Annotated in this window: 15 protein-coding genes and 1 tRNA gene; 13 read left to right on the top strand and 3 right to left on the bottom strand. The window is 62.2% G+C overall.

The annotated features are described in order from the left end of the window. Positions 1-115: 115 nt before the first annotated feature. The gene (locus ACQ66J_RS08440) at positions 116-805 is read left to right on the top strand and encodes an SDR family oxidoreductase (protein WP_430431255.1); all 690 of its coding nucleotides are present in this window, start codon (positions 116-118) and stop codon (positions 803-805) included. 777 nt (positions 806-1,582) lie between these two features. Here the strand turns inward: ACQ66J_RS08440 and ACQ66J_RS08435 are convergent. Beyond that, positions 1,583-1,657, bottom strand: a tRNA-Gly gene (locus tag ACQ66J_RS08435). Positions 1,658-1,798: 141 nt separating this feature from the next. Between ACQ66J_RS08435 and ACQ66J_RS08430 the strand changes: the two genes are divergently transcribed. The 5 genes from ACQ66J_RS08430 (at position 1,799) to ACQ66J_RS08410 (ending at position 4,619) form a co-directional block, all read left to right on the top strand. Further along, entirely contained in the window at positions 1,799-2,320 is a 522-nt protein-coding gene (locus tag ACQ66J_RS08430; RefSeq protein WP_430431254.1) for a prolyl-tRNA synthetase associated domain-containing protein, read from the top strand. A gap of 77 nt (positions 2,321-2,397) precedes the next feature. Beyond that, complete coding sequence (gene trxA, locus ACQ66J_RS08425) at positions 2,398-3,306, top strand: thioredoxin (protein ID WP_430431253.1); 909 nt, start codon at positions 2,398-2,400, stop codon at positions 3,304-3,306. 82 nt (positions 3,307-3,388) lie between these two features. Continuing rightward, positions 3,389-4,027, top strand: coding sequence for an LON peptidase substrate-binding domain-containing protein (locus tag ACQ66J_RS08420; protein ID WP_430431252.1), 639 nt, complete (start codon positions 3,389-3,391; stop codon positions 4,025-4,027). Between the two features lie 34 nt (positions 4,028-4,061). Continuing rightward, the gene (locus ACQ66J_RS08415) at positions 4,062-4,259 is read left to right on the top strand and encodes a Trm112 family protein (protein WP_107711749.1); all 198 of its coding nucleotides are present in this window, start codon (positions 4,062-4,064) and stop codon (positions 4,257-4,259) included. Between the two features lie 3 nt (positions 4,260-4,262). After that, on the top strand, positions 4,263-4,619 hold the full coding sequence (locus tag ACQ66J_RS08410) for a gamma-butyrobetaine hydroxylase-like domain-containing protein (protein WP_375547567.1): 357 nt from the start codon (positions 4,263-4,265) through the stop codon (positions 4,617-4,619). On the opposite strand, the gene ACQ66J_RS08405 is transcribed toward ACQ66J_RS08410, so the two are convergent. Continuing rightward, positions 4,616-6,352 (bottom strand): hypothetical protein, encoded by a 1,737-nt coding sequence (locus ACQ66J_RS08405; protein ID WP_430431251.1) that lies wholly within the window; start codon positions 6,350-6,352, stop codon positions 4,616-4,618. The two genes, ACQ66J_RS08410 and ACQ66J_RS08405, sit on opposite strands and share 4 nt — an antisense overlap. 145 nt (positions 6,353-6,497) lie before the next feature. Here ACQ66J_RS08405 and ACQ66J_RS08400 point away from each other — a divergent pair, with 145 nt between their 5' ends. From ACQ66J_RS08400 to ACQ66J_RS08385, 4 genes are all read left to right on the top strand, one after another. Beyond that, positions 6,498-7,202, top strand: a complete 705-nt coding sequence (locus ACQ66J_RS08400; RefSeq protein ID WP_375547569.1) for a response regulator transcription factor — start codon at positions 6,498-6,500, stop codon at positions 7,200-7,202. Beyond that, the gene (locus tag ACQ66J_RS08395) at positions 7,171-8,823 is read left to right on the top strand and encodes a stimulus-sensing domain-containing protein (RefSeq protein WP_430431250.1); all 1,653 of its coding nucleotides are present in this window, start codon (positions 7,171-7,173) and stop codon (positions 8,821-8,823) included. The genes ACQ66J_RS08400 and ACQ66J_RS08395 overlap by 32 nt, the downstream gene beginning before the upstream one ends. 138 nt (positions 8,824-8,961) lie before the next feature. Next, complete coding sequence (locus tag ACQ66J_RS08390; RefSeq protein WP_107711753.1) at positions 8,962-9,366, top strand: PTS sugar transporter subunit IIA; 405 nt, start codon at positions 8,962-8,964, stop codon at positions 9,364-9,366. After that, positions 9,363-9,635 carry an HPr family phosphocarrier protein gene (locus tag ACQ66J_RS08385; RefSeq protein WP_022701092.1) on the top strand — a complete coding sequence of 91 codons (273 nt, stop codon included), beginning with the start codon at positions 9,363-9,365 and terminating at the stop codon, positions 9,633-9,635. Before ACQ66J_RS08390 ends, ACQ66J_RS08385 begins: the two co-directional genes overlap by 4 nt. 78 nt (positions 9,636-9,713) lie before the next feature. Here ACQ66J_RS08385 and ACQ66J_RS08380 read toward each other — a convergent pair whose 3' ends face one another. Beyond that, positions 9,714-11,630, bottom strand: coding sequence for a hypothetical protein (locus ACQ66J_RS08380; RefSeq protein ID WP_430431249.1), 1,917 nt, complete (start codon positions 11,628-11,630; stop codon positions 9,714-9,716). 277 nt (positions 11,631-11,907) lie between these two features. Here ACQ66J_RS08380 and ahcY point away from each other — a divergent pair, with 277 nt between their 5' ends. From ahcY to ACQ66J_RS08365, 3 genes are all read left to right on the top strand, one after another. Then, positions 11,908-13,326, top strand: coding sequence for an adenosylhomocysteinase (gene ahcY, locus ACQ66J_RS08375; protein WP_430431248.1), 1,419 nt, complete (start codon positions 11,908-11,910; stop codon positions 13,324-13,326). A gap of 110 nt (positions 13,327-13,436) precedes the next feature. After that, complete coding sequence (locus ACQ66J_RS08370) at positions 13,437-13,889, top strand: energy transducer TonB (RefSeq protein WP_430431247.1); 453 nt, start codon at positions 13,437-13,439, stop codon at positions 13,887-13,889. A 188-nt stretch (positions 13,890-14,077) separates the two neighbouring features. Continuing rightward, positions 14,078-16,540 carry an ATP-binding protein gene (locus tag ACQ66J_RS08365; protein ID WP_430431246.1) on the top strand — a complete coding sequence of 821 codons (2,463 nt, stop codon included), beginning with the start codon at positions 14,078-14,080 and terminating at the stop codon, positions 16,538-16,540. Positions 16,541-16,551: the final 11 nt, after the last annotated feature.

Raw genomic sequence — 16,551 nt, 5'->3', positions numbered from 1 at the left:
GCAGCCTACTCCCGCAGGCGCTGGGTTCAAGCGGTACTGAGCGGCTAGACCTGCAATCATGGCTGTGCTTGATTCCAGGCTAGAAAAACAACAGATTTCCGTATCGGAGACGACCATGCCCCACGCTCTCATCACCGGCGCCAATCGCGGCCTGGGCCTTGAGCATGTCAGCCAACTTCTTAAGCGTGAATGGACCATCAGCGCCGCCGTGCGCGACCCCGAAAGCGCCGATGCGCTCAAGGCGCTTGATCCCGGCGATGGCCGACTGAACATCCTGGCCTATGACGCAAGCGATCTGAACGCCGCCAAGGCGCTCAAGGATCAAGTCAAGGGTCCGATCGACATTCTGTTCGCCAATGCCGGCGTCATGGGGCCGAAAGAACAATCTTTCGGCGAGGCCGCCAATGACGGCTTTCTGGACACGTTTCGCGTCAATACGCTGGCGCCGCTGGCGCTGGCGGAAGCGTTCGCCGATCAGGTGGCCCAAAGCCAGCTCAAGGTGATCGCCCTGCAATCGAGCCGCATGGGCTCCATCGCGGACAATGACAGCGGCGGCCGATACGCCTATCGCGCCTCCAAGGCGGCGCTGAATGCGGTGGGCAAATCGCTCAGCATCGACCTCAAGGACAAGGGTGTCGTCGTGTTGACCCTGCATCCGGGCTGGGTGCGCACCGATATGGGCGGGCCGAACGGCCTTTTGACGCCCACCGAAGCGGTCAGCGCACAGCTTGACCTGATCGCTCGCGCCAATCCGGCGATGAGCGGCCGCTTCTTCCATGTCAGCGGCGAAGATCTGCCCTGGTAGGACGTTCGCTCTTTTTGGACATGAAAAACCCCGCAGCTCGAGGCTGCGGGGTTTTTTTATTTTAAGCGGCGCCGCCGGACGGGGACAGGCATGTCCGGCGGCGCCTGCAGGCCTCATCGGGCAGGCTGGGGGGACGCACTCTGAGGCCTGTAACGCTCACTGACAGGTTTCAGCGAATCTCGTTCATCAAGAGCTGATGTAGAGACCATTGCCCGAAGCGCAAGCGGCGACGAGGCTGACAGTCAGAAAAATTCCAGTTGCGATCACCAGTGATACGGCGCGGGCCATGGTTGAACCTTCTTTCTTTTCTTGTTTTCGGCGTGTGGCCAATTGGCCAAGAACGGCGCGGGGAGGCGATGAAACGCAGTAACGTTCCGGAGCCTTCCGGTTGGGGAGGAGACCGTTGGGCCCCGATCCGTCCTTGGCGTATTCACATATGGGACGCGGCAGCCGCGTTTGCCACACACCTGAGCTCACGCTTGCGTGAAATGTGTCTTTCCACTGGAGAAACACTGTGCGCAGGGATGGGGCGGGGCGGATCAAGCCGTAGGCGGTCCAGAGGGATTGGGTGCCGTTTGACGCCTCGGGGGAAGGCTGACGATTGATCCGCCCCGCAAAGTCCATCCTGATACGCGGTCTGCATCCATCCTTGCTTGGAGGCAAGGACAGCAGACGCAGCCTCAAACGCGTTTCGCCGGCCCACGGGCCGGCGACTGGGGGCTTGTCCGGGCATGATGCCCGGCTGCAGGTACAAGCCTTATGGTCGTCTGAAGAAAATGGAGCGGGCGATGCGATTCGAACGCACGACCCTCACCTTGGCAAGGTGATGCTCTACCCCTGAGCTACGCCCGCTCACTACCTGCGTACAGGGTCCGGCTTGCGCCGAGGCCGGGTATATCGCTTATCGAAGTTCGTTTTGCAAGCCTGTCCTGTACAGCTTTTGCAGTATATGCGCAGCTTGCCTCATCAAACGTGTCCTGTTGAGCTGACGCCATGACCCAAACGCCCCCGCTTCCCGTCCGCCCCGCCACGCGCCACGCCTTGTTTGAGTATCTGGACGCACTCGGCATCCGGCATGAAACACACGAGCATGCGCCCATCTTCACCGTCGATGAAGGCGAAGCCCTCAAGGCCCAAATGCCGGGCGGCCACACGAAAAACCTGTTTCTGAAGGACAAGAAGGGCGCGCTGATCCTGATCTCGGCCCTGCAATCCACCCAAATCGCGCTCAAACAGCTGCACAAGACGCTGGATTGCGGACGGTTATCCTTCGGCAAGGCTGAATTGCTGGAAGAAGCTCTGGGTGTGACGCCGGGCTCCGTAACCGCCTTCGCCTTGATCAATGACCCTGAACACACGGTGCGCTTCGTTCTCGATCAGGCGCTCATGAGTCACGACATCGTCAATTTCCATCCGCTGAAGAACGACGCCACTACCGCCATTCGCTCGAGCGATCTTGTGCGGTTTCTCACAGCGCTGGGCCGCGTTCCGGAAATTGTGACCTTGGAGGAGTGAGTGGATGCGCTTGCATCGCGGCGCTGGAGCGGCCACCTAAGAGAAAACATTTTCGCTCCCTGCAGGAGACTCCAGTCATGGAAAATTTTGGAACGAACAGTCATCAAGCGCCCGCTGGCGCGGACCTGATCAAGGACGGCGCCGATCAGACCTTCATGACCGATGTGATCGAACCGTCCAAGGACGTGCCGGTTCTGGTGGATTTCTGGGCGCCCTGGTGTGGACCGTGCCGTCAGCTGGGACCGACGATCGAACGCGCCGTCAGCAAGGCAGGCGGCAAGGTGAAACTCGTCAAGGTCAATATCGACGAGAATCCCGGCATTGCGGGCCAATTACGCATCCAGTCCATTCCCGCCGTCATCGCCTTCAAGGATGGTCAGCCGGTCGACGGGTTCATGGGCGCCCTCCCCGAAAGCCAGGTTAATGACTTCATCAACCGCATGACGGGCGAAGTGTCCGAAGAAGAAGTGACCGCCCTTGTGGAGCGCGCGCAGGAGGCTCTGGACCAAGGCGATCTGGGCGGCGCGGCGCAAGACTTCGCCACCGCCCTTCAGATGGACAAGGAAAACGCCGAAGCCCTCGCCGGCATGGCGCGCGTGCATCTGGCGGGCGGCGATCCGGTTCAGGCCAAGGCCATTTTGGACAATGCCCCCGAAACGCTGAAATCCGCCCCCGCCATCGCCGCCGTGCGCGCCTCCATGGAGCTCGCCGGCGAAGCTCAGGACGCGCCAGAGGTCAGCGAGGCTGAAGCAGCGGTTCAGCGCACGCCCGACGCCGGGACCTGGCACGCTCTGGGCCGCGCGCGTCTGGGCGCAGGCGACATGGACGGCGCAGCGGAGGCGCTTCTTGAGTCGATTGCGATGGATCGCGACTATGATGACGCCGCCGCGCGTCAATTATTGCTGCGCGTGTTTGAATCCGCTGGCGCCGGGTCCGAGCTGGCCAAGAACGGCCGCCGCCGTCTCTCATCCATCCTGTTTTCCTGAACCCATCTCGGGGCTGCAGCGCTCGACTGCGGTCCCGATCGGGCTATCTGGGTAAACTCGACAGCATGAAGAGCGACCTTCCATGTCCCAGATCATCAATCCGCCGAGCGAGATCAAACTCTTCCCCATTCGCGGCTGCATCCTGCCGCCGGGGGAGCATCTGCCGCTGAACGTCTTCGAGCCGCGTTATCTGAACATGGTCGATGACGCCCTGGCGGGCGACAGTTTCATCGGCGTCATCCAGCCTTCGCCAAGCGGCCCGTCCGACAAGCCCGCTCTTGAAAAGGTCGGCGGCGCAGGACGCATCGTCAGTCATCAGGAAACTTCCGACGGGCGCTATTTGATGGTGCTGGAAGGCGTGATGCGCTTCGCTGTGGATGAAGAGCTGGATGTGCGCAAACCCTATCGCGTCGCGCGCGCCGATTACCGTCCCTTCACTCAAGACCTGGTCGAAGCCCATCTCACGCCGATGATCGAAGTGGCGGGCCTTCTGGATCGGCTTCACGCCTATTTCAACCTGGTCGGGATCGAAACCGACTGGCCGGCGCTGGAACAGGCGCCGTTGTCTCTGGTGATCAACAAAACGGCCATGGCGGCGCCCTTTGATCCTGCCGCCAAGCAACGCCTGCTGGAAGCAAGTTCCATCCCCCAGCGGGCCGAACTGCTCGATAATCTGATGCAGGACAGCCTCAGCCAAGCCTCAAGCGGCTCGGCAGGCTAGACGCCCGCCAGAGGCCCGCGTAAGAAGTTGTGCCATGAGTGATGTGAAATCTGAACATGCCGTTCTGGATCCCAAATTGCTGGAGATCCTGGTTTGCCCGGTCAGCCGCGGCCCGCTCGAGTATGATCGCGAGGCCAATGAGCTGGTCTCAAAACAGGCCCGCCTCGCCTATCCGATCCGCGAAGGCGTGCCGATCATGTTGCCTGAAGAAGCCCGCAATCTGGACGATTGATCCATGAGTGATCGCCCCTGGCCGACCCGTCTCAGCTTCAAAGCCTCAGACAGCGTGCTGGACATCGCATATGACGATGGGGCGCGCTACGTCATCCCGTTCGAACTGCTACGCGTGGAAAGCCCGTCCGCTGAAGTGCAAGGGCACAGCCCCGATCAGAAGAAGCTGGTGCCTGGTAAGTCAAATGTCCGGGTCACAGCCGCCGATACGGTGGGCCGCTATGCTGTGCGGCTAAGCTTTGACGACGGCCATGACAGCGGCATTTTCTCCTGGGACTATCTGCGCGAGTTAGGCGAGAACAGCGACGCATTGCTGAGCGCCTATAAAGACCGGCTGAAAACAGCAGGCCTGGCGCGCTAGGCGGCTGTGCCCTCTTCAGGCGCGCCCTGTTCGGGAGCACATTGGGTTTCAGGCGGCGCCAGCTGCGCCAGCAATTGCTGCACCGCCAGCATTTTCTGTTCTCCGCCCGGCGACGCCGCCGCGACCCGACCCTCATCGCTTTCCATCATGCGCACTGCACGCGCTTGTGCATCGTACCGGCACCGCCCTTCGGGCAGCACCCCTGTGGCTGCGAGCTTGAGCAGCGCCGCCGCCCGGTCGAGCACTGGGGCGTTCGATCCCGCCACCCGGTCCATGACTTTTGTCGCGTCCAGAATCGCCAGTCCCAGCGTATCAAACGCCTCAACCAGTTCGCGCTTGTCCGCTTTGGGAAAGCCGCCCTTCATGGCGCGCGCCTGAAGATGGGTCACTTGTGACAGGCGTTCGAGCGGCTGGCCCGCGCCGCGCAGGAAGAAATTGACGGTGGTGTTCGCCTGAACCTTGCCGCGGATATAGCTGGCGAGCTTCTTCTTGTTCTCCTCGCCCACCAGATGGTCTTCCATCGCGAACAGGCGCTCGATCTGGTCCACCGGCGTATGGGCGCCCGACAGAGCTTCCTCGATGGCGTCTGGCTGCAACAACCGCGCCGATCGGTGGGTGAAGGCGTCCACAAGCGCATCGGGATTGAGATTGAGGTTTTGCCCGGCCGAAACGATCAAGCGTTGGGCGAGCTTCCGGGCCAGCTCGATCTCCGCCATCACCGAGCGCGGGCGGAACCGCTTGGGCGCGCGCAGTTTTTCCAGAATTTGCTGAGCCAGTTCATCATGCGCAGCCGGCAAAGACGATTGCTTGATCTGGCTGGCGAGCCTGCGCGCTGTGTCCGGCGCCCGGCTGAGATCGGGACTGTCAGGCGCGCCTTCGTAAATCCCTGTGAGGCGCAAAACTTCGTCGCCCAGATCCACCGTATCGCCCAGAACCCGGCGCAGGGCGGAATCAAAGGACAGGATTTCAGCCATGAAGGCGTCCGTATGCGTCGCCGCCAGTGCGCGCGCCTGCTCGTCTTCTGGCAGGTCGTCATGCATGTCGAGCAAACGCCGGACTTTCTCGCCCATGTCGTAGGATTGAGACAGTTGATCCGCGATGGCGCGGCGCATCTGTTTTTCCGGCGCAGACTTTCCGGCCACCAGGCTGGCGGTTTCCGCAAAAGATTTGCCGCGAGGCGGCTTGCCGCCCGCCTTGGCTTCCTTGCGAGATTGCTCGATACCGCGCTGGACCAGTTCGGTGATCAGACGCACATAGGCGTGCACCGAGGCATCGCTGTTCTGCGCCCGCGCGATCGCCACTTTTTGAATAGCGTGCTGCAAGTCCGTATCAGACCCGTCCAGCTGTTCGATAAGGTCAGGCCGATGCAGCAACTCCATCGGGCAGACCTGGGAGCGCTCAAGCCAGTCTGACAAGGCCCGGCGCAATGTGTCGCGCGCCGCAGGCCCTGATAGGTCATCCGGCGTCAGACATGGAATGCTCGCTTCGGCGGGTTTCTCTTCGCCCGCATATTTTTCCGGGCCGACTTCAAAAATCGATCCGCCCCGAAAGCCGCCCGATTCCGCATCCCAGACCTCGCGCACGACACGGATCGACCCGCTGGAATGGTTGGTTTGCAGCTTCTTGGCCAGCCCCATGGCCGCATTACGATCCTTCAGCGCCTCGACCAAGGTCCAGGACGCTTTCACGTTTTTCTTCAGAAAGACCTCGTAATGGACGTCTTCGTGCGCCATTTCCGCCTCATTCCCCAGCAGTTTCGGACAGTAATGCACTACCGGCCTTAACCCTAGGTAACCATGTCTTTGCTTGATCTTGCGCAACAAATAGTATGAAGCGCTATAGACATCGGTTTGACCGAGAGAAGACAGGATACGAACGATGGCGACCATCGCCCTTGTGGACGACGACGAAAACATCCTCACCTCCGTTTCCATGTTTCTGGAGAACGAGGGTTATGACGTGCGCACTTTCACGGACGGCGCCGAGGCGCTGCCGCATCTAACTGAAACGCCGCCCGATCTGGCGATCTTCGACATCAAGATGCCGCGCATGGATGGTCTGGAGCTACTGCGCCGCGTGCGTCAGTCCTCCAACCTGCCCGTGATATTCCTGACGTCCAAGGATGGCGAGTTCGATGAAGCGCTGGGTCTTGACCTGGGCGCGGACGATTACATCGCCAAACCCTTCTCCCACCAGCTGTTGGCGCGCCGGATCAAGGCCGTGCTGCGCCGCGCCCAGGCTGACCCGGCGGGCTCGGCGGACGGTGAGACCGGAGAGCATAAGGTGATTGAGCGCGGTCAATTGCTGCTCGATCCCAATCGGCACACCTGCACCTGGGCCGGAAAGCCGGTGCGTCTGACGGTGACGGAATTTCTGATCCTGCATGCGCTGGCCAATCGTCCGGGCTTCGTGAAAAGCCGCGACAGTCTGATGGATGCGGCCTATGACGATCAGGTCTATGTGGACGATCGCACCATCGACAGCCACATCAAGCGCATCCGCAAGAAGTTCCGCGACGTGGACGACACATTCGACAGCATCGAGACCCTGTATGGCGTCGGCTACCGTTATAAGGAGGCTTAAGGTCGCGCGCCGCGCCGCCCTGCGCCTCTCAGCCCAGCTCAAACCGCTCCTGCTGTCGCGCCTGGGCGCCACCATCATCCTGACCAATCTGGTGGCGCTCAGCGTTGTGATCGGCGGCATGTTCGCCATCACCGAAAACAGGCGCGGCCTGGTGGACGCCAAGGTGGATTCGCTCTCCGCCCAAGCTGAAATCATCGCCAACATCATCACCGAGACCGCAGTCTACGGCGATGCGCCCGGCCCGGAAATGGACCGCGATGCGGCGCGCGAAGTGCTCCGGCGCTTGTCAGGTCTCTATGTGCCGGACGAAACGCGCGCCCTCTTGCATGCGCCCGGACCCGTCAGGATTGCGGATTCAGACCTGATCGCCGGAGATGTGGATCAAATCGAGCTGCCGCCGCTTGACGACCAGCCCGACACCCCGATCTCGAAACTGCAGGACCTATCCCGCGGGCTCATGGAACGGATCGGCCAGCTCTTTCTCTCGGCTCAGGATCGCGAAGCGCTGGATCGCACTCTGGCCGATGAGGTGCGCGAGGCCTTCCAGACTGGCGAGGCGCAATCGGGCGTGCGCCGCGATCCTGATGGCGGGCGCGTGGTGTCGGTGACCATTCCCATCCAGCTTATTCAGGCGGTCGTCGGCACCGTCACCTATGAATCCTACGACCTGGACGCTCTGATCGCCCAAGAGCGCGCCGCCATTCTGCCCTATGTGCTGGTGGCGGCGGCCGTGTCCCTGGTGATGGCGCTGGTGCTGACCATACAGATCGCCTGGCCTGTGCGGCGCCTGGCGGAGGCGGCGCGCGAAGTGCGTCTGGCCGGCGGACGGCGCGTGCCGCTGCCTGACATGAAAGGCCGCCGCGATGAAATCGGGGATATGGGGCGCGCGTTCACCCAGATGACCAATGCGCTCTATGACCGGCTGGACGCGATCGAAGCCTTCGCAGCGGATGTCTCGCATGAAATCAAAAACCCGCTGACCTCGATCCGCTCCGCCTCCGAAATCCTGCCGCTCGCCAAGGATGACGCCAAACGCGCCCGGCTGATCGACGTGATCCAGCACGATGTGAAACGTCTCGACCGGCTGATCACTGACATTTCCAACGCGTCACGACTGGACGCCGAGCTGGCGCGGGAAGATCTCGAGACGATTGATCTCGTGGTCTTGCTCAATGATCTCGCCAGCTTGCAGAACGATCCGGACGCCGATGCGCCGCGCGTGAGCGTCAGTCACGATAATGAACGACACTGGGTGCGCGGGCATGAACATCCGCTCAGCCGCGTCTTCATCAATCTGATCGAAAACGCCGTCACGTTCTCACCCGCCCAGAGCGTCGTGAAAATCACCATCGAGCGCGGTCCGGGGCAAACCCATCAGGTTCGGGTCGAGGATGACGGCCCTGGCATTCCCGAAGACAATCATGAAGCCATTTTTGATCGGTTCTACACCCAGCGCCCCAAAGGCGCGGCCTTTGGGGCCCATTCCGGGCTGGGCCTCGCCATCGCTCGGCAGATCGTCACCGCGCATGGCGGACAGATCGAAGCTGCAAACCGGCTCGATGATCAGGGCACGGTTCTGGGCGCCTGTTTCACGGTGACCCTGCCCGCCTATATTCGATAAGCATGTGTGGCGCGAAAACGGCGCCTGTCATCCACGTGCAGCCCACTGTTGCACGCACGTCGCACAGGGCTTTCGCCCAACGCAAAACCGGGTTTACATGGGCGGGGTATATTTACGTCTGAGGACCAGTCTCACACCATGATCGGCATTGTCGTCGTCACTCACGGCCGTCTCGCTGACGAACTTGTCGCCGCCACTGAACATGTGGTCGGCCCGCTTGAAGCCTGCAGCGCCATATCCATCGGTCCCGATGATGATATGGAGCGCCGCCGCGATGACATCCGCGAAGCGGTGGAGAAAGCGGATCAGGGCGATGGCGTGATCATCCTCACCGACATGTTTGGCGGCACGCCGTCAAACCTCTCCATCTCGCTCCTGGAAAAGGGACGGGTCGAAGTCATCGCCGGCGCCAATCTGCCCATGCTGATCAAGCTGGCCGAGGCGCGCTCCCGGCTGGGCATGAACGCGCTCGCGGAAAGCGCCAGTGAAGCGGGCAAACGCTATATCGCCGTCGCCTCCCAGATCCTGGACGGCGCGGCGTGACCACAGAGCGTACGGTCACGATTTGCAATCAACGTGGCCTGCATGCGCGCGCCTCCGCCAAATTCGTCGCTGAAGCCGCCCGCTATGACGCCGATATCAGCGTTTCGCGCGACCATGAACAGGTGAGCGCGGATTCCATCATGGAATTGCTGATGCTCGCCGCCGGGCCGGGCGTACAAATCACCATCAAGGCCGACGGGGATGACGCCGCAGAGGCGGTCGACGCGCTCAGCGCTCTGGTCGAATGCGGCTTTGACGAAAACGACTAGGTCGATCATGCCCGCATGAAAAACGCCGCCGGGATTTTCCGGCGGCGTTATTGTGTATGGGTCAGAGGCTGCGCCCAATCAGGCGTCTTCATCCTCTTGCGACCGGCTCGGGGCGGGCGGCGCCGGCGGCGCGGGCGGCACGACCGGATTGGAAAACAACGACAGCACCCGGGTGGTCAGCGGCTCGCTTGGACGCAGCTCGCGCGTTTCGCGTGTGGTGGGCTGCGCGGGCGCAAGTCCGTCGCCTTCGCTGTCTTCAGCCGAAGGCATGGGCGGCGGCGAAGGCAACACAATGGCGCGCGCGGCATAGCGCGGATCATTTTTCATCCGCTCGGCTTCTTCAGCCTCCAGCCCGGCGAGCTCAGGCTCAGCGTCCGGCGCGTCACCGGCTTCATCGACGGCGGGGGCTTCTGCGGAGACTGACAGCGCAGGTTCGACGTCTTCAGCCGCCTGAGTGGTTACGGCGTCAGCCTCAGCATCATTGTCGCTGGGCGTTTCAAGTTCGGCTTCGACGTCATCCGCTTCTTCTGGCGCAGCATCGCCTGTTTCTGCGTCCGGCTTCCCAACGGCGACAGAAGCATCGGCAGTGGCGTCGACAGCGATCTCTTGGTCGACCGTTCCCGCCTCTTCTTCGGTGGGCGTCTCAGCCTCCACAAGTGCGGGGGCGGTCTCATCCTGATCCGAGCTGATGGCTTCAGCCTCGGCTTCGGCGGGACCTTCAGGGTCAGCGACGCCTTCAGCCTCGACCTCAGCGCCTACGGAGACGGTCGAGACGTCCTCCACGCTTTCGCCGTTAGCATCCTGCTCAGACGGCTCTGAAGGCGCCGCGGCTTCTGCGTCTGTTGGCGTTTCCTCGACAGGCAATACGTCAGCCGACGCGTCCGCTTCGGCGACGGCGATATCCGTGTCATCAGACAGATCCGCCGCCGCCTCGTCAGCCGTCTCCATTTGGGGGTCGTCAGCTTGGGTTTCGTCAGTCTGGAGTTCGTCAGTCTGGGTCTCGTCAGGGCTTTCGCTGAGCGCGGCGCTGACCGGCGCCGCGACGGCCGCCATCGACGCAACATCTTCAGTCGTCTCTTCGGCGGTGTCTTCTAGCGTGTCAGCTTCAGTGTCAGGTGCATCGGTGCGCGCGATGGTCTCCTCAGGCGCATGACGCTGGAGGTGATCAGCGAGCAGGGCGATGCGTCGTTCCAGACGCGCTGCATCGCGAATACGATTGATCAGCCCGCCGACAACAAAGATCACAGCAGAGAGACCATAAGCGATGACGGCGTAGCCCGGCGCGTCGGTGACGCCGCCAAGCCCCAATGCGGCGGCGGCGACCAATCCCACAAACAAGGGCGCCCACAGCAAACGCCAGGACCGCGTCGCGAACACCACCAGCGCGGCCAGGCCGGACAGGGCGTAAAAGACAATCTGATCCGCTTGCTCCGCCATGGATGGGACGCTTTGCGCAATCAATGCGCTGACCGGGCTGACAGTTTGCGAAAAGCTCCAATTGCCCAGATCGGGCAAAGCGCTGAGCGCCAGAGCGAAAATGTTGAAGGACGGCGCAGCGCCGAACAGGGACGGGTCCACTTCGACGAGGAAGGTGCGCAGATACGGCCACACCATCACCAGAGAGGCGAGCGCGAACAGAAGAACGGTGAGGAACCAGTTGACGTTGCGGGCGACGCCGGCGCGCGACAGCATTGCGCTGGCGCCGGGATGGGTGCGCGACCAGCCCTGACGGGTGTGATTGACCACGGCCACAGGCCGGGACCGGCGGGACGGTCCCGTCTGCATGCGCAGGACAGAGGCCTGGTCGCCGGCTTCGAGCGCGAAATCACGGTCCATCACGCGCACGGTATGCTTGGCGCCGTCATAATCGGTCAGGCTGTGCTCATCGGCGCGCGCGCGCGGATCCGCCCCGCTCACCTCGCCGGCGGCGGCGTAGAAATCCAGCGTCTTGCGTCCAAAATCCTGGCTTGCATAAGCGGTAGGCAAGTTCGCCATTTCAACAGTCCCCTCAGTCCGTCGCTCAGGTCCGCCGCCCCTCGGCGTCTCCTGCGGCCATGCCGCAAGAGCCCATATCACAGGTCCCGAGCAAAAATCTTACCACAAAGTTTATACAGATTTAGGACCTTTTTAAGAAGTGACGCGTTTTTCCACCCATTCACGATGAGTACGACAGATGGTTTGCCCGTTTTGGGACGCGTGTTAAGAGGTGCGCTGTCTCATATGGAACCATCAGGCTCTGACCTGATCGAAGTCAAAAACAAGGCCCCTTCCCATGACCCTGCTCAATGCCGCCAACACTGGCGACGACCGCTATGTCAAAGACCTTTCGCTGGCTCGCTGGGGCCGGCTGGAAATTGAGATGGCCGAAATTGAAATGCCTGGCCTGATGGCCCTGCGCGAAGAGTACAAAGGCAAAAAGCCTTTGGCGGGCGCGCGCATCGCAGGGTCGCTGCACATGACGATCCAGACCGCGGTGCTGATTGAAACTCTGGTCGAGCTGGGCGCAGATGTGCGCTGGGCGTCGTGCAACATCTTCTCCACCCAGGACCACGCCGCCGCCGCCATCGCCGAGCGCGGCATTCCGGTCTTCGCCTATAAGGGCGAAACGCTGGAAGAATACTGGGAATACGCCGACGCCATCTTCCATTGGCCGAACGGCGAAACCGCCAACATGATTCTCGATGATGGCGGCGACGCCACCATGTATCTCCAGCTGGGCGAGAAAGCGGAAGCGGACCCGAACTTCCTGGGCGAGCCGAAGTCTGAAGAGGAATCCTTCCTGTTCCAGACCATCCGCAACCGCATCAAGCTGTCGCCGGGCTGGTTCGCCAAAGCCAAGGCCGCCATCAAGGGCGTGTCTGAAGAGACCACCACCGGCGTGATGCGCCTGTACCAACTCGCCAAGAAAGGCGAGCTGGCCTTCCCTGCGATCAACGTCAACGACTCCGTGACCAAGTCCAAGTTCGACAACCGGTATGGCTGCCGTGAAAGCCTGGTGGACGCAATCCGCCGCGGCACCGATTTGATGATGGCCGGCAAGACCGCCGTCGTTTGCGGGTATGGCGATGTGGGCAAAGGCTCCGCTGAATCCCTGCGCAATGCCGGCGCCCGCGTCTCGGTCACCGAGATTGACCCGATCTGCGCCCTGCAAGCGTCCATGGACGGCTTCGCCGTGGTGCGTCTGGAAGACGTGATCGAAGATATCGACATCGTCGTCACCGCCACCGGCAACAAGGACGTCGTCACCGTCGACCATATGCGCACCATGAAGCACATGGCGATCGTGTGTAATATCGGTCACTTCGACAATGAGATTCAGGTCGAGGCGCTGAAGAACTTCCAATGGACCAACGTCAAGCCGCAGGTCGATCTGGTTGAATTCCCCGACGGCAACAAGATCATCCTGCTGTCCGAAGGCCGCCTGGTGAATCTGGGCAACGCCAACGGCCACCCCAGCTTCGTGATGTCCGCCAGCTTCACCAACCAGGTGCTGGCCCAGATCGAGCTGTGGACCCGCGGCGATCAGTACGAGAACCAGGTCTACATCCTGCCCAAGCATCTCGATGAAAAAGTCGCTGCCCTGCACCTTGAAAAGCTGGGCGCCAATCTCAGCGAGCTCTCCACCGAGCAGGCCGAGTATATCGGCGTCGAGCAGCAAGGCCCGTTCAAGGCCGAGCACTATCGCTACTAGGCGCTAGAGTCTCACAGTCGACTGAATCTGAAACCCCGCCGGAGCGATCCGGCGGGGTTTTTCACGCCTGCGTCTTGCCCTTCCCGCCGTCCCGTCACACTGTGCGCGGCATGCGCCAAATCTTGCCTCCGATCTGTCTCGCCTTGCCGCTTGTGCTGGCCGCCTGCGTCTCTCCCGAAGCGCTGAACCCGATCGCTGATCCACGGTCCCAGCCCTTCATCGCCACCTCCGACATGCCGGTTCCGCCCAATGTGGAGCGGGCTGCGAGCTCGGATCAGTGCGCGGGCGAGCCCTTGCGCGCCATCGACGCCAACCTGCCCGACTATCCGGCGCGGGGCTGGTCACGCGGGCTGCAAGGCTGGTCGATTGTGCAGTTTGACGTGGCGCAAGCGGGCGAGACCGAAAACGTCACTGTCGCGCGCGGCGTGCCCGGCGGCAGCTTTGACCGCGAAGCCCGACGCGCGGTGGAGGCCTGGCGGTTTGCGCCCCTTAGCGAGGGCGCGCATTTGGTCGGATGCGTGGTCTTGTTTGAATTCACCCAAGGCGAAGTGCGGATTCGCTGAATCAGAATAGTTTAGCAAACGCTGAATTTTAAGCCTTTATTGACCTTGTCCACAACGCAACCCTTACAAAGCCCGTTCGGGATTCCACCCCCCATCGCGTCTCAATTCACCTTCCGGTAAGATGTGATTCGCACGTGTGCGCGTTTTCAGCGGGATGGCGCACCAGGCAATTGGGGATATGGCGCGACATGACCGCAGCCGAACCGGTACAACTGGCCACTCTCATCGTCACAGGCGGCTCGGTCGCCTTCGCCTTGGCGTCCTCGGTCTGGGCCTACAGGCTGACCGCCGGCGCCCGCAAGGCCCGCAAGCTCTGGCGCGACCGAATCCTGGCCGCAGAAGACCGCGCTGAACGCAATGACAGCCTGTTCGCCGCCCATCCCGGCGTCGTGGTGGTCTGGGACGGTGCGCCGAAAGCTGACGCCGAGCACTGGTCCGCGCCCAGGCTTTATGGCTCGCCCGCGGCGCTCGCCTCTTTGCTGCAATTTGCAGAGCTGAGCCAGTCTGGCGGTCCGAACGGCCAGATCGCCACCGATATCCTCGACAGTATTTCCGAGTTCACCGCTCGCACGGCCAATGGCGACACGACGAGCTTCCGCGATCGCGCCCGCGCCCTGATGAGCGACGGCGCGCCGTTCTCGTTGACCATCTCCGGCCCGTCTGGACGGCAAATCCAGGTCGATGGCCGCCCCGCCGGGCGCCAACTGGTGATCTGGCTGACCGACACCGCCTTGCGTCAGGCCGAAAACGCCGCGCAGAGCGCGGACGCAACAGGTCATGATGATCCTATCGGCTTCATGGACATGATGGGCCGCAATCCGGTTCCGGCCTGGCGTCTGGATGAAAAAGGCCGGCTGACCTGGGTGAACGCCGCTTATGTCAAAGCGGTTGAGGCCAGGGATGTGGCCGAAGTGATCGAGCGGCAGATGCTGTTAGAGCCCAGCCTGGGCGATCAGGCGCGTGATGTGCTCAACGCCGTCGAAACCCGCACCAGCGCCCGCGGCGTGGTGCTGGCGGGACAGCGCCGGGTGATGTCGGTGACCAGCTATCCTGTGCAAGGCGGCGTCGCAGGCTTCGCCGTGGACGTGACCGATGGCGAAGAGGCGAAAGCGGCGCTGAACCGGTTCCGCGAAGCACACGATCTGACGCTGAACCATATGACCGAGGCGGTCGCGATCTTTGACCGCGCCAAGAAGCTGGTCTTTTACAATCAGGCCTTCAGCCAGATGTTCAATGTGGAAGAAGCCTTCCTCAATGACCGCCCGGCGCATGGCGTGTTGCTGGACCGCTTGCGCGAGAAACGCCGTCTGCCCGAACAAGCCGATTACAGCCAATGGCGCACCGCCGAGCTGGCGCGCTATGAAGCCGCGCCGGGCTCGGAAGCTGAACCGGACGAGCTATGGGCGTTGCCTGATGGCCGCACCCTGCGCGTGGCGCGCCAGCGTCACCCGATGGGCGGTCTGCTGGTGATCTTTGAAGACATGACCGACCAGCTGTCGCTGCAGGCGCGCTACAACACGCAAATCAAGGTGCAACGCGCCACGCTGGACAAGCTGCATGAAGCGGTCGCGGTGTTCGGGTCTGACGGGCGTCTGAAACTACGCAACGCCGCCTTTGAAACGCTGTGGAAGCTCGACCCCGATACGCTGGACGGCGTGCATTTTGATGATGTGGTCACCGCCTGCCAGCCGCTTTACGACAATGGCGAGGCCTGGGGGCAGCTCAAAGCCCGCATCACCGATCCCAGCCCGGAATCGCGCAAGGCGATGACCGGCGAAATCCGCCGCGCCGACCAGTCTGTGCTGACCTGGCTGACACGGCCGCTGCCCGACGGCGCGACCGTGATCGCCTGGGACGACATCACCGACAGCCGCCGCATTGAATCCGCCTTGCGTGACCGCGCCGAAGCGCTGGAAGCGTCAGAGCGCATCAAGACCGAGTTCGTCGAACATGTGAGCTATCAGCTGCGCACGCCGCTGACCACGATCCATGGCTATGCCGATCTTCTCGCGGGCGGTTTCGCGGGCGATCTGTCAGATCGTCAGAAAGAGCATATGGGCGCGATCCAGACCGCGTCTGGCCAGCTGGGTAAGCTGATCGACGATATTCTGGACATCGCCGCCATTGACGCCGGCCAGCTGGAGCTGGAGCTGGGCGATGTGAATCTGCACGCCCTGGCCGAGGAATCCTCTGAGCTGATCGCTTCGCGCGCCGAACATTCGGGCATCAAGCTGTCGCTGAACGCCGACGAGGACGGATCGCTTGTCCGCGCGGACGCCAAACGCCTCAAACAGGTCTTCTACAACCTGCTGACCAACGCCATGGATCACGTCAATCCCGGCGGCGCGGTGGAAGTGGGCGCAGACGTCACCGGCGAGGATGTCTCCATCTGGGTCGCCGATGACGGCGTCGGCATCGCGCCTGACCGTCAGGCGAAGATCTTTGAGCGCTTTGAACGCGGTGATGGCGGCGGCGCAGGCCTGGGGTTGGCGTTGGTCAACGACATTATCCGCCTGCATGGGGGTTGGGTGGAGCTGGAAAGCGAGCCGGGCGAAGGCACACGCGTAACGTGCCATTTGCCCCGCATCACCAGCTCTCAATCCGCCCCCGAGCTGGACCTCCCCGGCAGTCATTCGCTGAGCGCAGAATAACCCGGGCGGGC

Origin of the sequence: Oceanicaulis sp. (assembly GCF_965284345.1) — a bacterium.
Lineage (GTDB): Bacteria > Pseudomonadota > Alphaproteobacteria > Caulobacterales > Maricaulaceae > Oceanicaulis > Oceanicaulis alexandrii_A.
Note: the sequence above shows the minus strand (reverse complement) of the source record. Positions and strands in the feature narration are given on the sequence as shown.